Annotated in this window: 15 protein-coding genes; 5 read left to right on the top strand and 10 right to left on the bottom strand. The window is 64.4% G+C overall.

What is annotated here, in order from left to right:
- Positions 1-16: 16 nt before the first annotated feature.
- From K8R92_11555 to K8R92_11510, 10 genes are all read right to left on the bottom strand, one after another.
- Complete coding sequence (locus K8R92_11555) at positions 17-1,855, bottom strand: hypothetical protein (protein MCE9620525.1); 1,839 nt, start codon at positions 1,853-1,855, stop codon at positions 17-19.
- A gap of 284 nt (positions 1,856-2,139) precedes the next feature.
- Positions 2,140-3,897 (bottom strand): 30S ribosomal protein S1, encoded by a 1,758-nt coding sequence (locus tag K8R92_11550; protein ID MCE9620524.1) that lies wholly within the window; start codon positions 3,895-3,897, stop codon positions 2,140-2,142.
- 152 nt (positions 3,898-4,049) lie between these two features.
- Positions 4,050-5,444 (bottom strand): MFS transporter, encoded by a 1,395-nt coding sequence (locus K8R92_11545; GenBank protein ID MCE9620523.1) that lies wholly within the window; start codon positions 5,442-5,444, stop codon positions 4,050-4,052.
- Positions 5,445-5,762: 318 nt separating this feature from the next.
- Positions 5,763-6,308: an HIT domain-containing protein gene (locus K8R92_11540; protein MCE9620522.1), complete on the bottom strand. Its 546-nt coding sequence runs from the start codon at positions 6,306-6,308 to the stop codon at positions 5,763-5,765.
- Positions 6,309-6,364: 56 nt separating this feature from the next.
- Complete coding sequence (locus K8R92_11535) at positions 6,365-7,834, bottom strand: hypothetical protein (GenBank protein ID MCE9620521.1); 1,470 nt, start codon at positions 7,832-7,834, stop codon at positions 6,365-6,367.
- A 9-nt stretch (positions 7,835-7,843) separates the two neighbouring features.
- A complete protein-coding gene (locus K8R92_11530; GenBank protein MCE9620520.1) occupies positions 7,844-9,139 on the bottom strand; it encodes an ABC transporter permease in 1,296 nt (431 codons plus the stop codon).
- Positions 9,132-10,103 (bottom strand): ATP-binding cassette domain-containing protein, encoded by a 972-nt coding sequence (locus K8R92_11525; protein ID MCE9620519.1) that lies wholly within the window; start codon positions 10,101-10,103, stop codon positions 9,132-9,134. The genes K8R92_11530 and K8R92_11525 overlap by 8 nt, the downstream gene beginning before the upstream one ends.
- Positions 10,100-10,912, bottom strand: a complete 813-nt coding sequence (locus tag K8R92_11520; GenBank protein MCE9620518.1) for a hypothetical protein — start codon at positions 10,910-10,912, stop codon at positions 10,100-10,102. Before K8R92_11520 ends, K8R92_11525 begins: the two co-directional genes overlap by 4 nt.
- A gap of 32 nt (positions 10,913-10,944) precedes the next feature.
- Positions 10,945-12,096, bottom strand: a complete 1,152-nt coding sequence (locus K8R92_11515; protein MCE9620517.1) for a hypothetical protein — start codon at positions 12,094-12,096, stop codon at positions 10,945-10,947.
- Positions 12,097-12,153: 57 nt separating this feature from the next.
- Positions 12,154-13,671: a hypothetical protein gene (locus tag K8R92_11510; GenBank protein ID MCE9620516.1), complete on the bottom strand. Its 1,518-nt coding sequence runs from the start codon at positions 13,669-13,671 to the stop codon at positions 12,154-12,156.
- 95 nt (positions 13,672-13,766) lie between these two features.
- Between K8R92_11510 and metH the strand changes: the two genes are divergently transcribed.
- The 5 genes from metH (at position 13,767) to K8R92_11485 (ending at position 22,479) form a co-directional block, all read left to right on the top strand.
- The gene (gene metH, locus K8R92_11505) at positions 13,767-17,291 is read left to right on the top strand and encodes a methionine synthase (GenBank protein ID MCE9620515.1); all 3,525 of its coding nucleotides are present in this window, start codon (positions 13,767-13,769) and stop codon (positions 17,289-17,291) included.
- A 62-nt stretch (positions 17,292-17,353) separates the two neighbouring features.
- The gene (locus tag K8R92_11500) at positions 17,354-18,844 is read left to right on the top strand and encodes a hypothetical protein (GenBank protein MCE9620514.1); all 1,491 of its coding nucleotides are present in this window, start codon (positions 17,354-17,356) and stop codon (positions 18,842-18,844) included.
- Positions 18,845-18,967: 123 nt separating this feature from the next.
- Positions 18,968-19,582: a hypothetical protein gene (locus K8R92_11495; GenBank protein MCE9620513.1), complete on the top strand. Its 615-nt coding sequence runs from the start codon at positions 18,968-18,970 to the stop codon at positions 19,580-19,582.
- Positions 19,583-19,609: 27 nt separating this feature from the next.
- Positions 19,610-20,734: a glycosyltransferase family 2 protein gene (locus K8R92_11490; GenBank protein MCE9620512.1), complete on the top strand. Its 1,125-nt coding sequence runs from the start codon at positions 19,610-19,612 to the stop codon at positions 20,732-20,734.
- 80 nt (positions 20,735-20,814) lie between these two features.
- The gene (locus K8R92_11485; GenBank protein ID MCE9620511.1) at positions 20,815-22,479 is read left to right on the top strand and encodes an aminotransferase V; all 1,665 of its coding nucleotides are present in this window, start codon (positions 20,815-20,817) and stop codon (positions 22,477-22,479) included.
- Positions 22,480-22,508: the final 29 nt, after the last annotated feature.

Here is a 22,508-nt window from a genome sequence, read left to right as displayed (position 1 = left end):
ACCGTCGACGGAAGAATCAATTGTTTTTGGCCGCTGAATCCTCCGCCAGAAGCCCGCGGGCTTCGAGCAGGGTCAGCAAGGTTGTCGCATTGGCGCCCAGCGGCTGGTTGCTGTCCCAGGGAGCTGCGCGAATGCCGCCGATCGACTTTTCCGGATCGCGGAAGGCGTAACAGGAAGCCTGATCCACCTGCAGTTGCTTGAGAAAGCGAAGTGCACGCCTGAGGGAATCCAGGCTTGAATCGTTCGCCGCCGCGGAACTTCCGAACAAGGAAGGATTCATCGCCAGCGCGAGCGTGAGCGCCGGTCGCGATGACTGGGCCGTCGCCACCGCAGCGCCGGTGGCGGTGGTGGCCCAACCTCCATCGAGATCGGCGGCAAGGTCGGGATCCAGCTTCCGCGAGAGCTGATTCCTCACGAGCAGGGGCTGCAGCAATTCCCAAGCCTCCTTTGCCTTCACGTGGTCGGAGGCCTTGCCGACGCGCTGCTCTGCAAGCAACAACCATGGACTTGCAGCGAGCAGTTGCTCGACGGGCCGGACCTGCCACGCTTTGTCGAGTTCAGCGGCGACCTCGTCCGGCGCCTCCTCCGCGAAGGCCGCCGCGCAGAGAGCCCAGGTCTGCAGATCGGCGCGCTCACTCTTGCGAAAGTGCTCCGCGACCTTGGTCTTGAACAATTTCGACCACTCCTGCGTCGGTGGATCCTGCCATGCGGCGCCGGTCCGGTTCAGGGACTGGATGGTCAAAGCACAGGCCGCCGCAGCGGCGGGGTGATCCAGCGGATTTCGCTCCTCGCCGACGACGCGCTGCAGCGCATGCAGCGTGGAGATCGCGAAGGCCCGCGCGGCAATTCGATCGCTTTCGGAAAAGGGAAGCTCCGCGAATCGTGCCATGGCGTACGCGGCCATCGCCTGCTCAAGCGGCGAGCAGACCTGCTGCGTGGCGCAGCCAAGCGCCGGCTGGTACTCGCCCGCCGGACCGAGGGCCTGCAGCATGTCGATGGTCTCGGGCGTGAGTCCATCGGAGGGGCGGATTCGACCCCCCAGATGCGCCGCGATGGCGATGGCCATGCGGTCGAGCGACGCGGCATTGATGTCGGAGAGGGGCACAGTCAGCATGCCGCGGGTCACCTCGAACGGCGGGGCCTTGGCGGCGATCTGGGCCAGCCGGCGCGTGTCGGCGCGGTAGACGACCACTCCCTCGGGCAGCTGGAACTTCTTGTCGGCGCCCGCCTCCACGCCGACCTCGCGGGCCATGGCGACCATCGTGTACCAGGGCAGCTGCGTCTGATTGAGCGACTGCTGCATCGAAGGAAGGGAGAAGGCCCAGCGGTCGCCGGCGCGGATGGCCATCGCCTGGCGCCCATTGTCGATCCGCGCCGCCAGCGCGTCGACGCGGTCGCCGATGAGGGGGCGCGCCTCGCCGACCAACTCGATCTCAAGGGAGATTTTTTGCGGAGCCTCGGCGCGCTCCGCCTCGGGCAGCGCGGCAAGGATCCGGTCCGCGTTCGCCTGCTGCAGCGCCTTGAGCAGCGCCCTGCCCAGGCAGGCGGCTCCATCCGAATTTGAACTTGCCCAGGCCTGTCCCACCGGGCGCCCGTTCAGGCGCAGCACCACGCCCGCCGCGGTCGCGGAAAATTCCGGCGCGAGCTTCGGGTTGCCCGAGAAATCCGGCGCGCGCGCGTCGAGAGGCTCGCGCAGCGATTGCCGGTCGAGCCATTCGCGCGAAGCCTGAAAGAGGGCTCGGGCATCCGCGGCCGGGCAGACCTGAGCCAGGGCGGGCGTGATAACCAGAATCGCAACCAGCAAAATCGCCAGTGGATGCGGGAAACTTCTGGACACGCGGCGAAGTCGCGACATGGTGGCACTGTAACGGAGGCGCCCGAGTCAGCGTTTCGACCCGGTCTTCCCTTCCTCCGCAGAGAGAGCTTTTCCCTTGAAGTTCCTTCGACTCAACGATGATGATCGCGCCGGCCTGAAGCGAATCCTGATGCTCGCGTTCATGGGCTTCATCGCCCTGTGCTGACCCACGGGCCTGCCCTGAACGTTCTTCCGCGGCCGCTTCGCGCATGAGCGGCCCCGGAAAAGAAAACGACCGCGGCTGATGAGGCCGCGGTCGTCATGTTTTCAGGACTTCAAAGAACTCAGAAGCGGATCTTGTCCGTGCCCAGGGCACCGTGATCGTCCATGCCGCCGCGGGTCGGACGCTCGCGATTGGCATCCTCGGCCATCTCGGCGCGCATGTCGGGATCGATGCCCGCGCCCCACTGGGCGCGCTTCAGGCTGAGGCCGATCTTGCGGTCGGCAGTGTCGACGCGAAGAATCTTGACATCGACCTCCTGGCCGGGCTTGACGACGTCCAGCGGATTCTCCACCTTCTGATCGGAGAGCTCGCTGATGTGCAGCAGGCCTTCCAGTCCTTCCTCGAGCTCCACAAAGACGCCGAAGTTGGTGATCTTGGTGATGGTGCCCTTGACGATCATGCCGGGGCGGTAGGCGCCGGGGATCGCCTCGACCCACGGATCCTCGGTGAGCTGCTTGGTGCCCAGGCCGACGCGCTGCTTGTCGCGGTCCACATCGAGCACGACGCAGCGGACGCTGTCGCCCTTCTTGTAGATCTCGTTGGGATGGGCCACCTTCTTGGTCCAGCTGATGTCGCTGACGTGCAGCAGGCCGTCGATGCCCGGCTCGATCTCCACGAACGCGCCGTAGTTGGCGAGGTTGCGGATCTTGCCTTCGATGATCGTGCCGTTGGGGTACTTCTCGGCGACGAGCTCCCAGGGATTCACCTCGGTCTGCTTCATGCCGAGGCTGATCTCCAGCTTCTGCTTGTCGATGTCGAGGATGACCACATCGATCTCGTCGTTCACGTTCACGACCTCGCTCGGGTGGTTGACGCGTCGCGTCCAGCTCATCTCGCTGACGTGCACAAGGCCCTCGATGCCTTCCTCGAGGCGGACGAAGGCGCCGTAGCTCATCAGGCTGACCACGGTGCCCTTGAGGCGGGAATTGACCGGGTACTTCTTCTCGATCTCCTCCCACGGGCTGGCTTCCTTCTGCTTGAGGCCCAGGGCGATCTTCTCGCGCTCGCGGTCGATGTTGAGGATCTTGACCTCGATCTCGTCGCCGATCTTGACGATCTCGGTCGGGTGGTTCACGCGGCCCCAGCTCATGTCGGTGATGTGGAGCAGGCCGTCCAGGCCGCCCAGGTCGACGAAGGCGCCGAAGTCGGCGATGTTGGTCACGGTGCCGCGGACGATGTCGCCCTCGTGCACCTTGTCCATCAGCTTGCGCTTGGAATCCTCGCGCTCATCCTCGATCAGCTTGCGACGGCTGATGACGATGTTGCGGCGCTCGAGATCGATCTTGAGGATCATGGAGCGCACGGTCTTGCCGATGAATTCGCCGATGTCGCCGGGACGGCGCACATCCACCTGGCTGGCGGGCAGGAACACGGGGACGCCGATGTCCACCAGCAGTCCGCCCTTGATCTTGCGAAGGACCTTGCCCTCGACGACGTCGCCTTCCTTGCGGCTGACGAGCACCTGCTCCCAGCCGCGGATGCGGTCGGCCTTGCGCTTGGAAAGCAGGATGCTGCCGTCCGGAGTTTCTGTTTCTTCAACCAGAACCTCGACTTCGTCGCCGATGGTGACGCCGCCGGATTCCTCGAATTCTTCCTTCTGAACCTGACCTTCGCTCTTGCCGCGAATGTCGATGATGACGAAGTCGCCGCTGATGGAGACGACGCGTCCCTTGACGATGTTCCCGGTGCCCAGCGACGCCACTTCGGCGCCGAGGATCTCCTCGAGATTGAGTTCGGTTTGTCCGTACGCTTCGCGGAGCATTTTGTCCGCGACGCCTGCTTCGAGAGCGAGGGCTTCAATGAGATTGTGGTTGACCATGTTGTCTTTTGAAAGGGTGCGTGTTGCGCCGTTGCGGACCGCGCCGCAAACTCGGCTGGAAAGAAATGCCCCGGACGCGCGTCCGTGAAAGGCACCGGCAAAAATCGACCGGGTCGAAGATGGTAGCGGAAAACCCGCTGCGATTGAAGGGGCTAGGCCTGCGGCAGGGGGCGCGGCTGGGAGTCGCTGACCAAAGTGGCCTTGCGGTGCCGTTTCCGGTCCCGTCGCATGGCCACGAAGCCCCACGCCCCGATCGCGTTGACCACAAAGCAGACGAAGAAGGCCCAGGAGCCCGCGTGCATCCCCTTGAGCCATTCGTAGAGGCCGACCGCCAAAAACGGCGCGATCAAGCCGCGAATGCCATTGAGCGTGACATGCACGCCCATGTATTCGGCGTCGCGCTCGGGCGGCGCGAAATCCTGGTGGCCGATGTTCCACGCCAGACTGCCGCCGGCGAAGCCGATGCCCAGGAACAATCCTGAGACGTAGAAGATCGTCATGGATTTGGCGATCGCCGCGACGAAGACCAGCCCCGCCGCGGTCACGAAGCTCCACGCATGGATGGCGCGGAAATCCACCACGTGCGAGCGGTCCAGCATCCGCGCCCAGAAGGGAATCGCCAGCGGCATCACCAGCAGCGGAATGACCGTCGTGACCAGGATGCCCTGCGCGTAGGTGGCGTTGAGCTCCTCCTCCAGCACGATCGCCAGCGGCGCCGAGACCATCAGGTTGCCCAGGCCGAAGACCGACATCCACAGCATGAACTTGGCGTAGGCGCGGTCCTGCTTGAGCACGCGCAACACCGAGACGGGGTTGATCTGCGGCCCGTCGCGCCGCGGCGCCGCGAGCTCGGCGCGGAGCAGGCGCCGCTCGCCGCGCATCGGCACGCGGCGCCAGAGCACATTGCCGGCGATGCCCAGCAGGGCCAGGGCCGGAAAGAGGAAGTGGAAACTCATCGGGCTGAAGTCCATGGCGGCGCCGATCGCCCAGCCGCAAAGGGCCAGCACCAGGCTCTGCACCGTCGCCATGTTTCCCGCGATTTTCGCCCGGATTTCCCGCGGATAGTTGGCCCTCCACACCGCCGAGCGCAGGGTGATCACGCCGGTCCAGGTGATGCGGGCCAGCGTGGCCAGCAGGCAGAGCGTCCACAGTCCCCAGCGCTGCTCGGGCATGGCGGCGATGGCGGCGACGCACACCGCGGTCATGGTCTGCAGCGTTGCGATGTAGGCGACCTTGGGCTTGCCCTGCGAGTGCGCCGCCCACATGAAGCTGGACAGGTTGGCCACATTGGGTGCGGCGGTGACCAAGGCCACCGCGAGATTGAGCTCGATGGGGCTGATGTCCGCGACGCCGGTGAAGGTCTTCTTCACCACCACGCCCAGCGTGCCGCCCTCGATGGCGCCGAGGAAGAAGGGCAGGAAGGCCCAGCTCAGGATCTCGTTGACGTAGGCCGTGCGCGACATGAAGGGCAGATGGCGCGGATGGAACCGCGCCAGGAGCCCCTCAGACTCATTTGGGTCACGCTTCGTGTCGTTGGTCGCGCTCATCCGGATCGGGCAGCATAGGCGTTGGGCGGCGGAGACAAACGCATCCCATGTCTTCGGCTCTTTGCCCCGTCGGAGGAACAGAAATTGCGTTCTGTCGCTTCGATGGGAAGCGCTCTCCGACGATGTTGTCCGAACCCAGCAATCAAGTGGGCTCCCCGGCCGTCGTTCCCGAACTTCCACGCCGCACAAGTGCGGGAGGCATGTTCATCGACGCAGCCATTAAGAAGGGATCCCTGCGGGTTCGCATCGGTCCGGACGCGTGGTCAGAGGTCGCCCGACGGGGCGAAGAGTCGAAAGTTCGAGTCTAAACGGAGGCGGCTATGGGCCCACCCGCTTTCTCGCCTCGGGAAGGGCCTCGCGGTAGAGCTGGGCGACGCGGTCGAGCGATTCGGGAATCACCCGGACGCCTGCGACCGCGGACATGAAGTTGGTGTCGCCATTCCAGCGCGGCAGGACATGGGCATGCACGTGCTGGGGAAGCCCGGCGCCGCCGGCGCGCCCCTCGTTGACGCCGATGTTGAGTCCCTGCGGGCGCAGCGCGACCTCGATGAGCGCCGCTGCGAGATCGACCAGCCGCCAGAAGTCTGCGCGGGCCTCCGCGGGATAATCCGCCAGGCGCGGCCGGGCGTCGCCCAGCGCCGCCAGCAGGTGGCCGTTGGCATAGGGATAGCGGTTGAGCAGGATCAGTCCATGTTCGTTTCGGTGCACGACATGCTGCGTGGCGTCCATGGAAGGATTGCGCCATGTGGCCAGAAGAAAGTCGCCGTCGGAGTCCGGCGGAGGATTGATCTTCGCCTGGGCCGCCTGCGACTCGATGTCGCGGATGTAGGCCATGCGCCAGGGTGCCCAGAGGTTGCGCTGCATGCGCAAATGCTACACGCCGCGCATCCCACGGATCGTTCGTGGCGCGGAGCCGCGGCTCAGCGGGTCGCGCCGATCGGCTTGCTCACGTAGCGCTGCAACATCCACACCCGACCGCTGCGCTCGCCGGATTGGTCATTGACCGCCATCGGCATCTCGATGGTTCCCGACCACCACTTGGTGACCGGCGGCCCGGCGTAGAGCCCGGCCGCCCGTCGCGCCAGCTTTTCATCACCGCGGATCCGCAGGGTCCAGTGGCTGTTGGCGCTGGCTCGATCCAGCGCCTCCTGGTCCTCAAGCGTCACCTTCCAGCCGGAGCGCGAGCCGCCGCGCCCGCCGCGCCACCACACATGCAATTCGCGCCGCGGCACACCGTCCTCGAGCGCCTCGACGACGAGGCCGAAGGCGACTTCCTCGAGGTCGCTTGAGGAGGTGTTGTACGCCTTGTATTGGAAGGCATGGCGCACGCGGCCGCTGGGCCAGCGCAGCAGGCCCGGCTCGAAGGCTTCGCGCACCAGCGCGTCGATCTCCGGCGAGGAGATCGGCGTGAGCGGCTGCGGCGCGGCCTGCACCTCGATCTCGACCGGAATACCGACCACACCCTCGTCGCGCCGCGCTTCGGCGGTCGGCGTAGGGGCCGGCAGCGTGGCCTCCCATCGCAGCATGATCTCCCCGGCGTGCTTGCCCACCGGCAGCGTGCCCAGGTCAAAGGCAAACATCGTCGAGGAAGAGAGTGTCGGCGTGACCCGCTCCCACTCTTCCTGGCGCAGGCGTCGCAGCGCTTCCTCGCTCAGCGGAATGCCGCTGGCGGATTCGAAGCGCAGCTCGATCTTTGAATCCTCGGGCCACCAGTTGCGGACCCGCGCCGAAACCACCACCGGCTCCACCGCGTTCCACATCTCCGGCGTGTCCAGGCGGATGTAGGGAGGCATCGTGTTGAGGCCCAGCTCGAGGTCCCGGACGAACTTCGCCGAGGCTTCCGCATGGGGAAGCGAATTCTTCAGCGTGGCGGCGATCGCCTCGTACTTGATGCGCCATTTGTCGCTGCCGGGCGGGGCCGAGGCATCGCCGCCGGCGCACTGGGCCAGCAGCCGCAGCGCGTTTTCCTCGGACATGTCGCCGCGCTCCAGGCGCACCGCCAGATGCTGCGGGATGTCCTGCAAAGCGTCGGCGCTGTCGGCCCAGGGCAGAAGCAGAATGACCACCCGGTCGGGAAAAAGCGTCCACCAGCTGCGCATCGAAACCTGATCGCGCAGCCAGACCGTGCCCAGGAGCATGGTGACGATCGCGGCCACGGCCCAGCCCCAGCGGCGGCGCGTGCGAAAAATGTTTTTCTCGAAGATTGTCACGTAGCCGCACTCGCAGCAGCGGAAAGGGAAGCGGTCCTCGAGCGTGTGCCAGCACTTCGGGCAGCGGCGCCGTCCCTGCGGCCGGTCCCAGTAGATCGACCACCAGAGCCCGTAGATCGAGGTGGCCGCGAAGAGCAGGACCGCGATCCAGATCAGGGTCAGGGAGAGGTCAGAGTTCATTCGCGCCGATCACCGCGCACGGATCCACCGGAGCAGCTCCATGGGGGTCGGCGGCTTCCCCTGCATGAGGACGCCCACGCGGAAGATGCGGGCGCCCGCCCACACGATGACGCAGACCGCGGCCACGCTGGTGAGCACGGCGAGCATGGATTGCCAGATGGGAACCGGTTCGTTGGCGGCGGTCAGGCGCAGGATCATGACGAAGGGGGCGGCCGGCGGCAGGAAGCTGCACACGGTGGCCAGCATGCCGTTGGGGCTCTCCACGATCGGCAGCCACAGGATCAGCGGAATCATGAGGGTCATCATGGCGGGGCCGACCAGCGCCTGCGCCTCGCGCAGATCCGAGACCGCGCTGCCGATGCTGACCATGATGGAGGCGACGGTGAAATACGCCAGCGGGAACCAGACCGCCAGCCACAGCAGGTGGGTGGGCGGAACGATGTCGAGCATGGCGAAGGCGCCCAGGCCCGCGAGGCCGACGCCGCCATACATCGCGAGCATGACCGACGCCACGCCGGCCTGGCCGACGAGTTTTCCGGCGAGCAGCTCGATCGGGCTCGCGGCCGAGAGCAGCACCTCCATCACGCGGCTGGACTTCTCCTCGATCGTGGAGGTCAGCAGGTAGTTGCAGCTGGTGAAGACGGCGATCCACAGCAGGAACATGAAGCCGGCGGGCACCAGCATGCGCAGCTGGGCGATCTCCCTCGACTCGCTTCCCTCGGGTGAGACGCGCTTGGTTTCGACCGACGCGCGTTGCATGAGTTTGCTGAGCCGGTCGTAGTCCTCGTTCGCCTGGGCGACGCGGGCCCGGGTGAGCGCCTCGCGCAGCGAGGACTCGAGGATCGTGGTGTGGCGCGGGCTGGCGCCGCTGGGGACCAGAAGCTCGGCGGTCGGCCCCTCGGGCGCCGGCGTGACGATGATCAGCGCCCGCAACACACTGTCCTTGAGCTGCTTGCGGAATTCGTCGGTGCGGGCTGTGTCCGTGACATTTTCCACGGTCAGCGAAACCTCGACCGCTTCGCTTCCCATCAGGCTCTTTTTCTCCTTTTTCAGGGAGTCCTGGGGCGTGGTGGGCAGCGACAATTCAAATGGCTTGGCCAGCTTGTCCGAGGGATCGATCACCACGACGCGCCCCACCAGCGGCGCGGATTTCGAACTCATCAGCATCGGGATCAGCGGAATCGCCGCAAACATGATCAGCGGCAGCACGATGGCGCCGATCACGAAGCCCTTGGTGAGAACCGTGTAGCGGAATTCGCGCCACGCGATCGCGCGGATCCGCCGCGGGGAGCCCTTCTCATGCATGGTTCACCTGCAGCTTTCCGGTGGAACCCGCTTCGTTGAAATCCACCACCGAGCCGCCGACCAGCTTCACGAAGACATCGTCCAGCGTGGCTCGCTGCAGCTCGACGCGGCGGAGCGGGACAGCGCGCATCACATTCACCATCGCATGCTGGGGATCCACGCCCTCGGCGAGGCGGATCTGAAACACTTTCTGATCGGCATTCCAGCGAACGGTTTCGACCGAGGGCAGATCCTGCAGCGTGCGCAGACTCGAGTCGATCCCGTTGGAGGGCTCCGCCAACACCGTTCGCGGGTCGAACTGCCCGCGGATTCCATGGATGGACTCATCGAGCACCTTCTCGCCCTTGTGGATCAGCAGCACCTGGTCGCAGAGATCCTCGGCCTGCTCCATCTGGTGGGTGGAGAAGAGAATGGACGTGCCCGCGTCCTTCAATTGTCGGACGATGGAGCTGAGCAGACGGCGATTCACAGGATCCAGACCGGAGAAGGGCTCGTCCAGAATCAGCAGCGGGGGCTGGTGCAGGACCGAGGCGATGAACTGCAGTTTCTGCTGCATGCCCTTGGAGAGCTCCTCGCAGCGCTTGCGCGAGACGCCGGGCAGCTCGACGCGCTCGAGCCAGGCGCGGATGCGCAGGTCGGCCTCGCCGCGGGCGATGCCCTTGAGCTTGGCCATGAAGCGCAGGAAATCCTCCACGCGCATCTTGCGGTAGACGCCGCGCTCCTCGGGCAGATAGCCGATGCGGTCCTTGGCGTCCAGCGCCGAGCCGCCCAGCACCTGGATCGAGCCGGAGTCGGGCAGCAGGATGCTCATGATCATGCGGATGGTGGTGCTCTTGCCGGCGCCGTTGGGGCCCAGAAATCCGCAGACCTGTCCGCGGCGGATCTCAAAGCTGACATCCTTCACCGCGTGCAGCGCGCCAAAGCGCTTGTTCACCTGATCGAGCTGGATGACGAGATCGCTCATGGCTTGATCCTCGGCGCGGCGGCGGTGGTGCCGGCCCGCGGCGCTTCGCCCGGCTCCTTGCCTTGCGAGAGGCGCACCACTTCGGCGGGTGCCGCGAACCGCGCGGCGTCGATGGGATCCACCGAGATGGTGGTGAAGTCGCTGGTGGTGAGGGCGGTTCCCCTGCGGATGGAGAGGCGGCGCGGAATGTCCAGCTCGCCCACCTTGGTCCACGCCTCGATGGTCATGACCGTGGGCACACCCGGGGCGGCGCCTTCGGAGGTCTGCAGCACCCGCAGTTTCCCGGTGGATTCCTCGAACCAGGCCGTTGCCTCCAGGCCTTCGCGGTCCTTCAGGTCGACCCGGCGGCAGCTCACGCCGTCCTTCTTTTCGACGGGGCCGAGCTCGCGGATCGGAAAGCGCTCGAAGATGGCGGCCATCATCCGATAGGGAAGCACGCCGACGGTGGCCGTCAGCGCGCCGCGCCGATCGAGCAGGCGCCACGAGCCATCGAGCGGGCTGCGCAGCCAGGCCAGGTCTCCGTCCGTGCCGGTCTCCATGCTCTGGCCGCCCGGCAATTTCTGGGTGACGCGGAACTTCTCCGGCCCGGCGCCCTGCACCAGCATCTCGACGCGGGTGATGCCCTGCGGCGAGCTCACCACGCCCTCGATGCGAAGCGAGCGCACTTCCTTGAAACCGCCCGTGACTTCGATGGCGCGCTGCACCACCGAGTCCGCCGAGACGTCGTCGGCCTGGGCCACGGGCGCCGCGCAGAGCAGCGCGATGGCGAGTCCGATGCAGGCATCCTTGATCGTGCGGCGGGGCGTCATTGATTCAACTCATGGCGTCGTGGAGGTTCGCGTCAGCGCGAGCCGCCAGGTGGCGGTGTCGTTGGAGGAGCGCTCGGCGGCGTCGATGCGGGCGGTGTCGTGGCAGGTGGCGGAGTAGCAGGCGGAGTGGAACCGGTCGCAGTTCCATTGCCGGCCTTGCTCGAACCTTTGGGTTTTTTGGGTGACTTGGCCGCGGCTCCGGGCGCCGCGGGATTGCTCTTCGCGGCCACCAGCGCCTTGATTTCGGGCGGCAGGGCAAAGATCGCCGGATCGACCGGCGCGTAGCTCACGCTGTCGATCACCAGCGCCTGCTTCATGCCCATCGCCTCCACGTCGGTGTGCGTGGCCATCTTGACCCCGTCGAAATCCTTGTACTCGCTCATGAGGGTGGTTGTGGGAACCTTGCCCATAGCGCTTTCGACGGTGAGCACCATGCCGCGGGTCAGGCCGCTTTGAATCTCGTAGTACAGGGCGCCGTCGCCGGGGGCGCCTTCGACGGCGATTTCGTAGCAGGGGACGCCGCCGAAATTCACCGCGCCCTTGGTCTCGGCCTTGGTCCAAATCTTGCTGGGATCAAGATCCTTGTACATGTCGCCGGACTTTTTCAGCTCATCCAGCATTTTGCCTTCGATCAGGTTCGGGCCGCGCATCGGGTCCATGCTCCACCCCACGGTGCCATCGAAACCCTGGCGGATCTGGCCCACGCCCGGAAATTCCATCAAGGTGAGGACTTTGTCGGGGGCGAGCGTGGTGATCTCCAGTTTGCCGTTCATGCCGGCCGCGGGCATGGACAGGGTTCCCTGGGTCACCATCGATGTGTGCTTGCGGATCGCGTCGGCCCCGCCGATCGCGTTGATGCCCTTGGCGAAGAGTTCGCTTGCCGAGGGAAGCGGACCCGCGGGCTGCGGCACCAGCGGAGTGACGACCGGGCTCGGTGCATCGGCTGGGGCGGTCTGCGGATTCGCGCCCGGTGCCGCGGGCGCGGCTTCATCGCCCTTGCCGAGCGACTTCTTGGGAGTCGCGGTCGGTGGAGTCTTCGATGGCGCACTCGTCGGGGGCGCGGTGGGCGCCGAGGTCGGCGGAGCGCCGGGCGTGCCCGAGGGCTTCGACCCGAACGAGTCGCCCTGGGCCAGGACGGTGGTGGTGAACAATGCCGCGGACAGGACGATTCCAAATGGTTTCATGAGGCTCCTTCGAAGAGCGGGAAGTGTACCTGCCGGTCGGACCCGGCCCGGATCCCCTCAGTTTTCCGCTTGAATTTTCGAGGAAATCCAGCGCGCCGCCGCGTCGACATCGGCGTCGCGATTGTTCGACCAGTCGCCGCGGCGCGATCCGGTGGGCTCATCGGGCTTCACGCCCGCGCCCTCGATGGTGGTGCCGTCGGGCAGCGTGTAGTTGGCGAAGGCGTAGAGGATGGCGTCGCCCGAGGCAAGGGATTTCATTTGTGCGGGCAGCGCGGCGCCGGCGCTGGTGCGGCCGAAGACGCGGGCGCGGTCGAGCTTCTGCAAACCGCCCGCGAAGATCTCGCTGGTGCTGGCCGAGAGCGGATCAACCACGACGGCGACCGGGCCGGAGAAGGGTTCCACGCTCTCGCCCAGGCGCGTGCTGCGCCGGGGATTCACCTTGAACTCCAGCGTGGTGTCGCGGGTGCGCATGGTGCCCAGGCTGAGCGGTTCGTCGATCACATGGCCGGCGATGCCCATCACCATGCCGCCGGCCCCGCCGGGGTTGCCGCGCAGATCGATGATCAAGCCGTCGGCGTCTCGATGGCGCTGGAAGGCGTCGTCCACGCTCTGAGCAAGCGCGGGCATCCAGATGTTGAAGGCGATCACGGCGATGTCGAGGTCCTCCGGCAGGGATAGGGCGCGGAGCTCCTGCTTGCTCAGGACCCGGTCATCGCAGTGGGCTTGAAAGGGCGGCAAAAGCCCGAGTTTCGTGCTGATTCCTTCGCTCGGCTCGCGGGTCATGGAGAGGGCTTGCGCGTCACCGGAATCCTTCTCGAAGATCCAGGCCTCCTCGCTCTCCTCGTCGCCGGCGTCCGCGCTTTGCAGGATCAGATCCTTGACGTATTTCGCGGCTTCGCCGGAAGCGTTGGCGTCCGAAGCGTGAAACTCCACGCCATCGATGGACTTCACTGTCCAACCCAATTGAACGCCGGCCTTCTGGGCAGGGGAGCGATCGCGCACGCCGGTGACGATGGGCGCGTCCTCGATCCAGCGCAGCGTCAGGCCGAACGAAGCTTCCGCCTCGGCGGCGCGGCGGGATTTTCGATGCGAGGATTTTCCCACGGCCGACTTCGTCGCAGTCGACTTTTCCCCAGCTGAAATTTCCGCCTCATGACTGGAGGTTGGCGCGGAAGCCGACGTGGCCGGCGCCGAGGTTGGCGGGTCGCTCTCCGGTGCACTCGAAGGCTCCGCGGTGGGAAGGGCATCCACGCTTTCGGCGGGTATCAATCCGTAGTGGCTGCGATGCAGGCGCGAGAGCATGTCGCTGAGAATCAGCCGGAGTTCCTCGCGGCTTGCGGCCTTCTCGGCCTTGGGACGCAACTCCACCTTGACCGCCATCCAATCCACGCCTCCATGTCCAGAGTCGAAGTCCGACCGTTCGACCGTGCTCCAGGTTTCATCGAAGGAGGCCAGGGCGACTTCCCTGGAAATCGGAGTTTGGGGCTCAGAAGGGGCTTTTTGCGGGGTGCTGCAGGCGGATGCCATGGCCAGGCCGATCGCGCCAAATGCTTGGAGAATCGGCCTTTGATTCATTGGTTTTGATCCTATCCAGCCCGCAAGGCATCGGATCTATCCGTTTATCCGGATACACGGTTGAATACCCGCCCGAGCCGATATAGAGTGCCCTCATGGCCAGCCGGTTTCTCGACACCCTGCACAAGAATGTCCTTCTCTTCGACGGCGCCATGGGCACCAGCATTCATTCCTGCGCTGATTGCAAGCCCGAAGACTATTTGGGCCGCGACAACTGCACCGACATCCTGGTGAAGTCGCGGCCCGACATGATTCAGCGCATCCACGAAACGTTTTTGCTCGCGGGTGCCGACGTGGTCGAGACCGACACCTTCGGCACCAACAAGCTGGTCGGCGCCGAGTTCGATCCCGAGCTGATGGCGTGGACGCGGGAATTGAACAAGCTGGGTGCGCAAGTCGCGCGGGCTGCATGCGCCAAGCACGCGACCAAGGAGCGCCCGCGCTTCGTCGCCGGCTCCATGGGTCCGGGCACCAAACTCATCACGCTTGGCAACACGTCATGGGAGGCGATGCTCGACTCCTACACGGAGCAGGCGCGCGGACTCATCGACGGCGGCGTGGACTGCTTCATGATCGAGACCTGCCAGGATCTGCTGCAGGTGAAGTGCGCCATCAACGCCTGCCTGGACGCGCTGGGCGAATCCAACCGCACGGTCAACGACATTCCGATCCTGGTGAGCGTGACCATGGAGACCACCGGCACCATGCTGCTGGGCAGCGACATGGCCGCGGTGGTGAACGCGCTCAAGCCCTTCCCGATCGTGAGCCTGGGACTGAACTGCGCCACCGGCCCCGTGGAAATGGCGGAGCACATCGCCTATCTGGCCAAGCACTGGGATCGCGCCGTGAGCGTGGTTCCCAACGCGGGGCTGCCGATTCTGGTGGAGGGGCGCACCGAGTATCCGCTTCGCGCCGATGCCTTTGCCAACGCCATGCGGCGCTTCATCGAGGAATACAAGATCGACATCGTCGGCGGTTGCTGCGGCACGACGCCGGAGCACATCCACGAAGTGCGGAAAGTCTTGGGCGAGTCGCGGGCGCGCATGAAGAGGGCCACCACGCCGCAGACTCCCGGTTGCAGCAGCCTCTACGGCATGACGGAGTTCAAGCAGGACAACTCCTTCCTGATCGTCGCCGAGCGCACCAACGCCAACGGCAGCCGCAAGTTCAAGCGCCTGCTCGACGAGGAGCAGTGGGACGCGCTGGTGGGCATGGCCCGCGAGGAAACCAAGGATGGCAGCCATCTGCTGGATGTGTGCGTGGACTTCGTCGGGCGCAATGGCGTGACCGACATGGGTGAGTTCGTCTCGCGCGTGGTGCGGCAGGTGAACGCGCCGCTGATGCTCGACAGCACCGAGGCGCCCGTGCTCGAAGCGGGGCTGAAGCGATCGGCGGGGCGCTGCATCGTGAACTCGATCAATCTGGAGGATGGCGAGGGGCGCATGAACAGCGTCTGCCCGCTGCTGAAGCGCTACGGCGCCGCCTGTGTGGCCCTGACCATTGATGAGGATCCGCAGGCCGGAATGGCAAAGACCGCCGAGCGTAAGCTGGAGATCGCCAAGCGCATTCACGACCTCTACACCCGCAAGTGGGGGCTGGACGAGAGCGACCTGATCTTCGATCCGCTCACCTTCACGATTGCCACCGGCAACGAGGACGACCGCGAGCTTGGCTGGCAGACGCTCGACGGCATCGAGCAGATCGCAAAGGAATTTCCCAAGTGCGGGATCATTCTCGGTCTGTCAAACATTTCGTTCGGCCTCAAGCCCTCGGCGCGCACCGTGCTCAACACGGTGTTCCTGGGCGAGGCCCGCAAGCGCGGACTCACCGCGGCCATCGTGCACTTCTCGAAACTGCTTCCAAAAAACAGAATTGCGCGGGAGCAGTGGGAGGCCGCCGAGTGGCTCATCTTCGACCGCCGCGGCAAGACGCGTCCGGAAGGCAAGCCCGCGGACTTCGATCCGCTTCTCCACTACATCAGCTTGTTCCCCGACGGCGAGGAGCAGGTCGAGAAGAAGAAGGGCATGTCCGACCTGCCGCTGGAGGAGCGCCTGCAGCGCCACATCATCGACGGCGACGATGGCGTGCTGGCGGAGTCGCTGACCGAGGCGATGAAAAAGTACGACCCGCTGGCCATCATCAACGATCACTTGCTTGCGGGCATGAAAACTGTCGGCGATCTCTTCGGCGCCGGCTCCATGCAGCTGCCGTTTGTGCTGCAGAGCGCCGGCGTGATGAAGAAAGCCGTGGCGTTCCTGCAGCCTTTCATGGTGAAGCAGGGGGTCGCCGAGAAGCCCAAGGCCACGGTGGTTCTGGCCACCGTCGCCGGCGACGTGCATGACATCGGGAAGAATCTGGTGGACATCATTCTGTCGAACAATGGCTTCAAGGTGCACAACATCGGCATCAAGCAGAGCCTGCAGCAGATCGTGGACGCGTGGAAGAGCACCAACGCCGACACCATCGGCATGAGCGGCCTGCTGGTCAAGAGCGTGACGGTGATGGAGCGCAATCTTCAGGAGCTGAACGAGCTCAACATCCGCATCCCGATCATGCTCGGCGGCGCGGCGCTGACGCGCCACTATGCCGAAGGACATCTGCGCGGCATCTACAAGGGACCTCTCTACTACGGCAAGGATGCCTTTGAGGGGCTCTCCGTCTGCAACGCGCTGGCCGGCGGCACGCTGGCGGAAGTCGACTCCGAAATCGCGGCGCGTCTGACTAAGCGCGCCGAGGTTGACGCCAAAGTTGGCCAGCGCCTCGAGGCCGCTGCGTCCTCCACTTCGACGGCGACGGAGCGAAGCGAAGTGAAGCGGGATGTCCCCGTCCCCAAGCCGCCCTTCTGGGGCGACCGACTGGTCGAGGAGATCGACCTCGACGCGATCTATCCCTTCGTCAACAAGATCGCGCTCTATCGCGGCCAATGGGGCTTCAAGCGCGGCGACATGGACGAGGCGCAGCACGAGGCGATGATCCGCGACAAGGCCGAGCCGATCTTCGAGCGGCTGAAGATTCAATGCAAGGCGGAGCGCATCCTGCGGCCCGCGGTGGTCTATGGGTTTTTCCCCTGTGCGAGCGAAGGCAACGATCTCGTGGTGTACGACCCGGCCGATCCCGAGCGCGAGATGGAGCGGTTCTCATTCCCGCGACAGACGGCGCGGCAGCGGCTCTGCATCAGCGATTTCTTCCGCCCGGCGAGCAGTGGCGAACGAGACGTTGTGGCCTTCCACTGCGTGACCATGGGCATCGAGGTCAGCCACCGCGCCAAGCAGCTTTTCGAGCGCAACGAATACACCGAATATCTCTACCTGCACGGCATGGGCGTTGAGTGCGCTGAAGCACTCGCCGAACTCTGGCACAAGCGCATCCGCGCCGAGCTGGGCATCGGCCATGAGGACAGCCCGCGCGTGAAGGAGTTGTTCACGCAGAAGTACCGCGGCAGCCGCTACAGCTTCGGCTATCCGGCCTGTCCCGAGATGAGCGACCAGGAGAAGTTGTTCAAGCTGCTCAAGCCGGAGCGGATCGGCTGCCATCTCTCCGAGAACTGGCAGATCGATCCCGAGCAGAGCACCAGCGCCATCATCGTGCATCACCCTGAGGCCAAGTACTTCGCGATTTAGCTCAAACGCATTTTGCCGGGAGAAATCCTGCAACTTCAGTGCCTGTGCCGTGTCCTGAGGGCATGACTCGAATCGCGAACCTCGGAGCATGCGTTCTCGTGGCACTTTGTGGAAGCATTCTGCCGCGGTCGGCGGCCGCGGTCGATGAATCAAAGGCCGCACAAGCGGTGCAAGAAGCCAAAGTTGCAGGGAAATTGTTGTCGACGGCCGAAGCCCTCAAAGACATCGACATCCTTCAGGCGGCGCTGGAAGAGGCGCACCCGGGCGTTCATCGGTACACCCCGAAGGCGGAATTGGACGCTCGGTTCGATGCGGCGCGAAAGGCAATCACCCGGCCGATGGAATCGATCGAGCTCTATCGAATCCTCGCCCCGGTGGTGGCTGCCGTGAAGTGCGCGCACACCTCTCTGCTGCCGGCGGTGGAAACCACGAAGAAACTGAATAGTGTGATGGCTCTCTTTCCCTTTGCCGTGCGGGTGTTGGGCGACGAGGTCTATTTGACTTCCGACTTCACTGACGATGCCGGCAAGTTTCGCGGCGCCCGGCTGGTGAGCGTGAATGGGCGGCCGGCAAAGGAATTGCTTGCGATCCTGCTTTCCTCCGTGACCGGCGATGGAGACTCCCGGACCGCGGGACGCGGACGATTGGCGGATCAGCTTCTCTTCTCGAAACGGCTGTACACGATGGCCGGGATCGAGTCACCTTTCCGGATCGAGATGGATGTGCAGGGGAAAAAAGTCGAAGCCACAGTGGAAGGCATTCCCTTTCCAAAGCTCCAGGAGCGGGCCGAACAGGCGCGCATCGCCGCGGGCGGACCGACGAGCGATGCCGACTATCGCGCAATTGGAAGCGACACGGCAGTCCTGCGACTGGGCCAATTTTCCGAAGAGATCAATGGCAAGCCGGGCAACGCCTACTTGAACGAGGTGTTCCGGGATCTTGCCGCGTCCGACAAGAAGACCTTGATCCTTGATGTGCGAAACAATGGCGGGGGATCGGATGAACTTGGAGCGCAGCTCTTCGCTCATTGTGTCAATCAACCCTTCCAGTATTACCGCGACCTGGTGGTGAACAAGCTGAACTTTGACTTCTGGCGCGACGATCCGGAAGCACGGCCGTTGCCGGAGGATTTTGTCCAGAAGCAGCCCGACGGGAAATACCGGTTGATCAAGCACCCGAACTGGGGAGAGCTGCAACCCGCGGAGCCGTACTTTGGCGGCCGAGTGATCATCCTGGTGAATTCCAGAAGCTATTCCACGACCTGCGAATTCCTGGCCAAGATGCAAGACAGCGGCCGGGCGACCCTCATCGGCGAGGAAACCGGCGGCGGATTCTCAGGCAACACTTCCGGCCCGGGTTCGATGCTCACGCTGCCCAACTCGAAACTGCGGATCGAGATCCACTTGGTGGGGTACTACATGGCTGTGGGCGACGATCACGATCATCGCCGAGGCGTGCTGCCCAATGTCGAAACTACTTACACGATCAACGACATTCTGAAGGGCTCGGATCTGGAATTGGAGGCTGCCCTCAAACTGGCGGGCCAGAATTAGCCGCTCTCTTGTGAACTTCGTTTGACTCGGGTGCATTCCGTGGTATGACTGGACGGCAGGCCGTGTCCGGACGGTCTACCTGTACCTCTTGCCGGACGAGTTGACCCTTTCGAGAGAGCATCAATGCCCAAGACCAATTTGCAGGCCGCCTGTCTTGCCGTCGGACTCGTTTCAGCGTGGGCCCCGGTGGCCAGCGCGGATGTCGTGACTGAAGTCCGCAACAACGCACACCTTGGGGGCGATCTCACTCATACCTTGCTCATGTTCAGTGGAACCGGATCGGGCGCCCCGGGGATCGTGCTCACCGATCTCATGATCTCTCCTGAATGCAGTTGCAGTTGGGGAGTGACGAACCCCGCCTCGGAGTTCGGAGATTCCTTTGCCATGCTCGGCCTTGCCGGTGGAACGGGATCCGGTAGCGGTGGCGACGGATATCACTTGGTGATGTCGTTTGGAAGCCTCACGCGCCTCTTCGGCAACGAGTTCAGCACGGCGTTCCCGGGTTTCCAGGAAAGCGCCATCATCGATTCACTTCTCACCGACACCCAGTTGGCACAGGCGTTTCTCCGCGCCCAGTTTGGAGACATCGGCACCGCCAACGGAAAAACGAGCGGCGTGGTGGCCTTCAGCGAGGGAGTTGACTTCGGCACCGTCAACTTCTCAGTGGTCCCCGTTCCCGCTCCCTCCGCGTTCGCGTGTCTGCCGTTCTACCTGTTGCAACGCAGACGCCGGCGCTAGACCCGGTTCGGGTACGTTTACCTTTCGATGAAACTCAGCGTCTGTCTGATCGCCCGCAACGAGTCTTCGCGGCTCGCCGATGCGATCAATTCCGTCCGTGCGATCGCGGACGAGATCATTGTCACCGACACCGGCTCGACCGACGACACCGTCGAGCTGGCCAAGCGGCTCGGCGCCAAGGTGTCGCACTATGCGTGGACCGATGATTTTGCGGCCGCCCGCAACGCCTGTCAGCAATACGCGGCGGGGGAGTGGATCCTCTGGCTCGACGCCGATGAACGGCTCAAGCCCGGTTGCGAGAAGGATGTCCGCGAAGCGATGGCCAACCCGCGCGCCATCGCCTACCAGATCATCCGCCAGGATTTCTTCGCGCTGGACCGTCCCGATTGGTTCAGCGAGATGCATCAGTTGCGGCTGGTCCGGCGCGATCTGCCCGCCAAATTTGTCGGTGTCATTCACGAGCACCTCTCGCCGGAGCCGGTCGACATCGCCCGCGGCATGGGAAAGGAAGTCCTGGTCTCCAACATCCGATTCCAGCACTGGGGCTACATCGCCGAGCGGCTTCCCGAGAAAATTGCCCGGGCCGCGGTGCTTTGCGAGAAGGAGCTGCAGCTTCGCCCCGGCCAGCTCTACTACCTCGTCGAGCTGGCGCGGGCGCTGTTCGAAATCAAGTCTCCCAAGGCGCCCGCCGTGCTGGCGGAGGCGGCGGCCGTCATGCTGCAAAGCCGCGCCTCGCCCCGGGCGCCGACGCTCATCGCATCGTCGCTCATCGAGCAGCTCTTCGCGTTTCCAAGCCAGAAGCTGGTGCCCGTGGACGAGCTCATCGCACTCACACATCGCTGGTTTCCGCGCAATGCGCCGCTGATCTGGGCGGTCGCGCGCACCCACGCTTTGCGCGGCGAGTGGCCGCAGGCCGAGCAACAGCTGCGTCACCTGCTCAAGATGCTCGACACCGGAACCCACGACCGCTACATGAGCTTCGATCCGCGCATCACCGAGGACGCCCGCTTCAATCTTGGCGTCGCACTCATTCGCCAGGCCAAGCTCGATGAGGCGGAGACTGTCTACACGGCGCTCCTGCAAAGTCCCCGTCGCGGCAAGGAGGCACAGCTCAACCTCGACGCCATCGCCAAGCTGCGGGTGTTGGAGTAGCCTCTTCGAGCACCTCAACGAAGAGGAATTCTTGAAACGCTTCGCTCGCCATCGCGAGCCGTCCACCCGCAGGAGAAGTCATGAGCCAGCAACCGCTCGTCTTCAAGATCGCCAGCGAGGATTGGGAATTCGAGGCGATCCATCATCTCAACTACAAGACCTTCGTCGAGGAGATTCCCCAGCACGCCGCGTCGCCGTCGAAGCGGCTCGTGGACAAGTTCCACAATGAGAACACCTACCTCACCTGTTTCAGCGGCCGCAAGCTCGTCGGCATGATGGCCGTGCGCGGCAACCGCCCATTTTCGCTCGACGGGAAATTGGAGAGGCTCGATTCCTATCTGCCGCCCGGGCGGAAGATTTGCGAGATCCGTCTGCTGGCCACCGAAAAAAAATACCGCGGCTTGATCGGCGGGCAGGTGCTCGGCGGCATCCTCGCGCTGCTCTGGCAGCACGGAATGGAGCAGGGCTACGACCTTGCCATCATCTCGGGCACGACGCGGCAGGAAAGACTCTACCGCCATATCGGCTTCACCCCATTCGGCCCGCTCGTCGGCAAGGGCGATGCTGTGTTTCAACCGATGTTCATTACGCTCGAAACATTTGAGAGCGCCGCGAAGGACTTTCTCCGCGACTCGCCCACTCGCGCGTTCCAGACGGCGGCGGCGAACTTTCTGCCCGGCCCGGTCGCCATCCCCCGCGTCGTTAAGCGCGCGTTCGAGCAGACTCCCGAATCCCATCGGACCGACGTCTTTGTCAGCGACTTTCAGGCGGCCAAGCAAGCACTCTGCAAGCTGACTCGCTCCGCCAAAGTCGAAATTCTCCTTGGCTCCGGTTCGCTCGCCAACGACGCTGTCGCCGCCCAACTTTCGCTGGCGTACGAACGCGGATTGATCCTGGTCAACGGAGAATTCGGCGAGCGACTTGTCGACCACGCGCGCCGGCTGGGCCTGGAGTTCGACACACTATCCTTCGAATGGGGCGACACGATTGATTTCTCCCTCGTCGAGCGCCAATGTAAAGGTGCCGGAATATCTGGAATCGAAAATCAGAAATCGGGCATCGGCTGGCTCTGGTGTGCGCATTGCGAGACCTCCACCGGCGTGTTGAACGACCTCGACGCGCTGAAAAAGATCTGCGCCGACTGCAGCATCAAATTATGTTTGGACGCCATCAGTTCCATCGGCACGCTGCCCGTGGATTTGAGCGGGGTGCATCTGGCGTCGTGCGCCAGCGGCAAGGGCTTGCGCTCCTATTCCGGACTGGCCCTGGTGTTCTACCACCACGAGCTCGCGACCAGCCCGCGCCTGCCGCGATACCTCGACCTTGGCCACTACGCGCAGCACCAAGGCATCGCCTTCACGCACTCCTCCAACCTGGTTCACGCCCTGCACGCATCCCTCAAGCACACGGACTGGGAAAAGCATTTCACAAGCGTGGCTGAGGTGTCCGCCGCGCTGCGAACTTCGTTGCGCGGATCCGGTTTTAGTCTCATTGATGTGGACGGGCACTATTCGCCCGCCATCATCACGATCGTCCTGCCGGCGGAGCTGGACTCGGCAATCATCGGCGGGCAGTTGATGGAGGCCGGTTATCTCCTGAGTTACAACAGCGATTACCTCCGCCGCCGGAACTGGATTCAGATCGGCCTCATGGGCGAGATCGCGCAAGGTAAGCTTGCGTCCCTCGCGAGCACGCTGCACCGAATTTGCTTCACTCGGATGCACGCCGAGACTGTCATGGGGTAGAACAGAACCGATATAATCCCGCCCAAAGG

The organism is Planctomycetota bacterium, from assembly GCA_021414025.1.
In the GTDB taxonomy this organism is placed as follows: Bacteria; Planctomycetota; Phycisphaerae; order Phycisphaerales; family SM1A02; genus SYAC01.
Note: the sequence above shows the minus strand (reverse complement) of the source record. Positions and strands in the feature narration are given on the sequence as shown.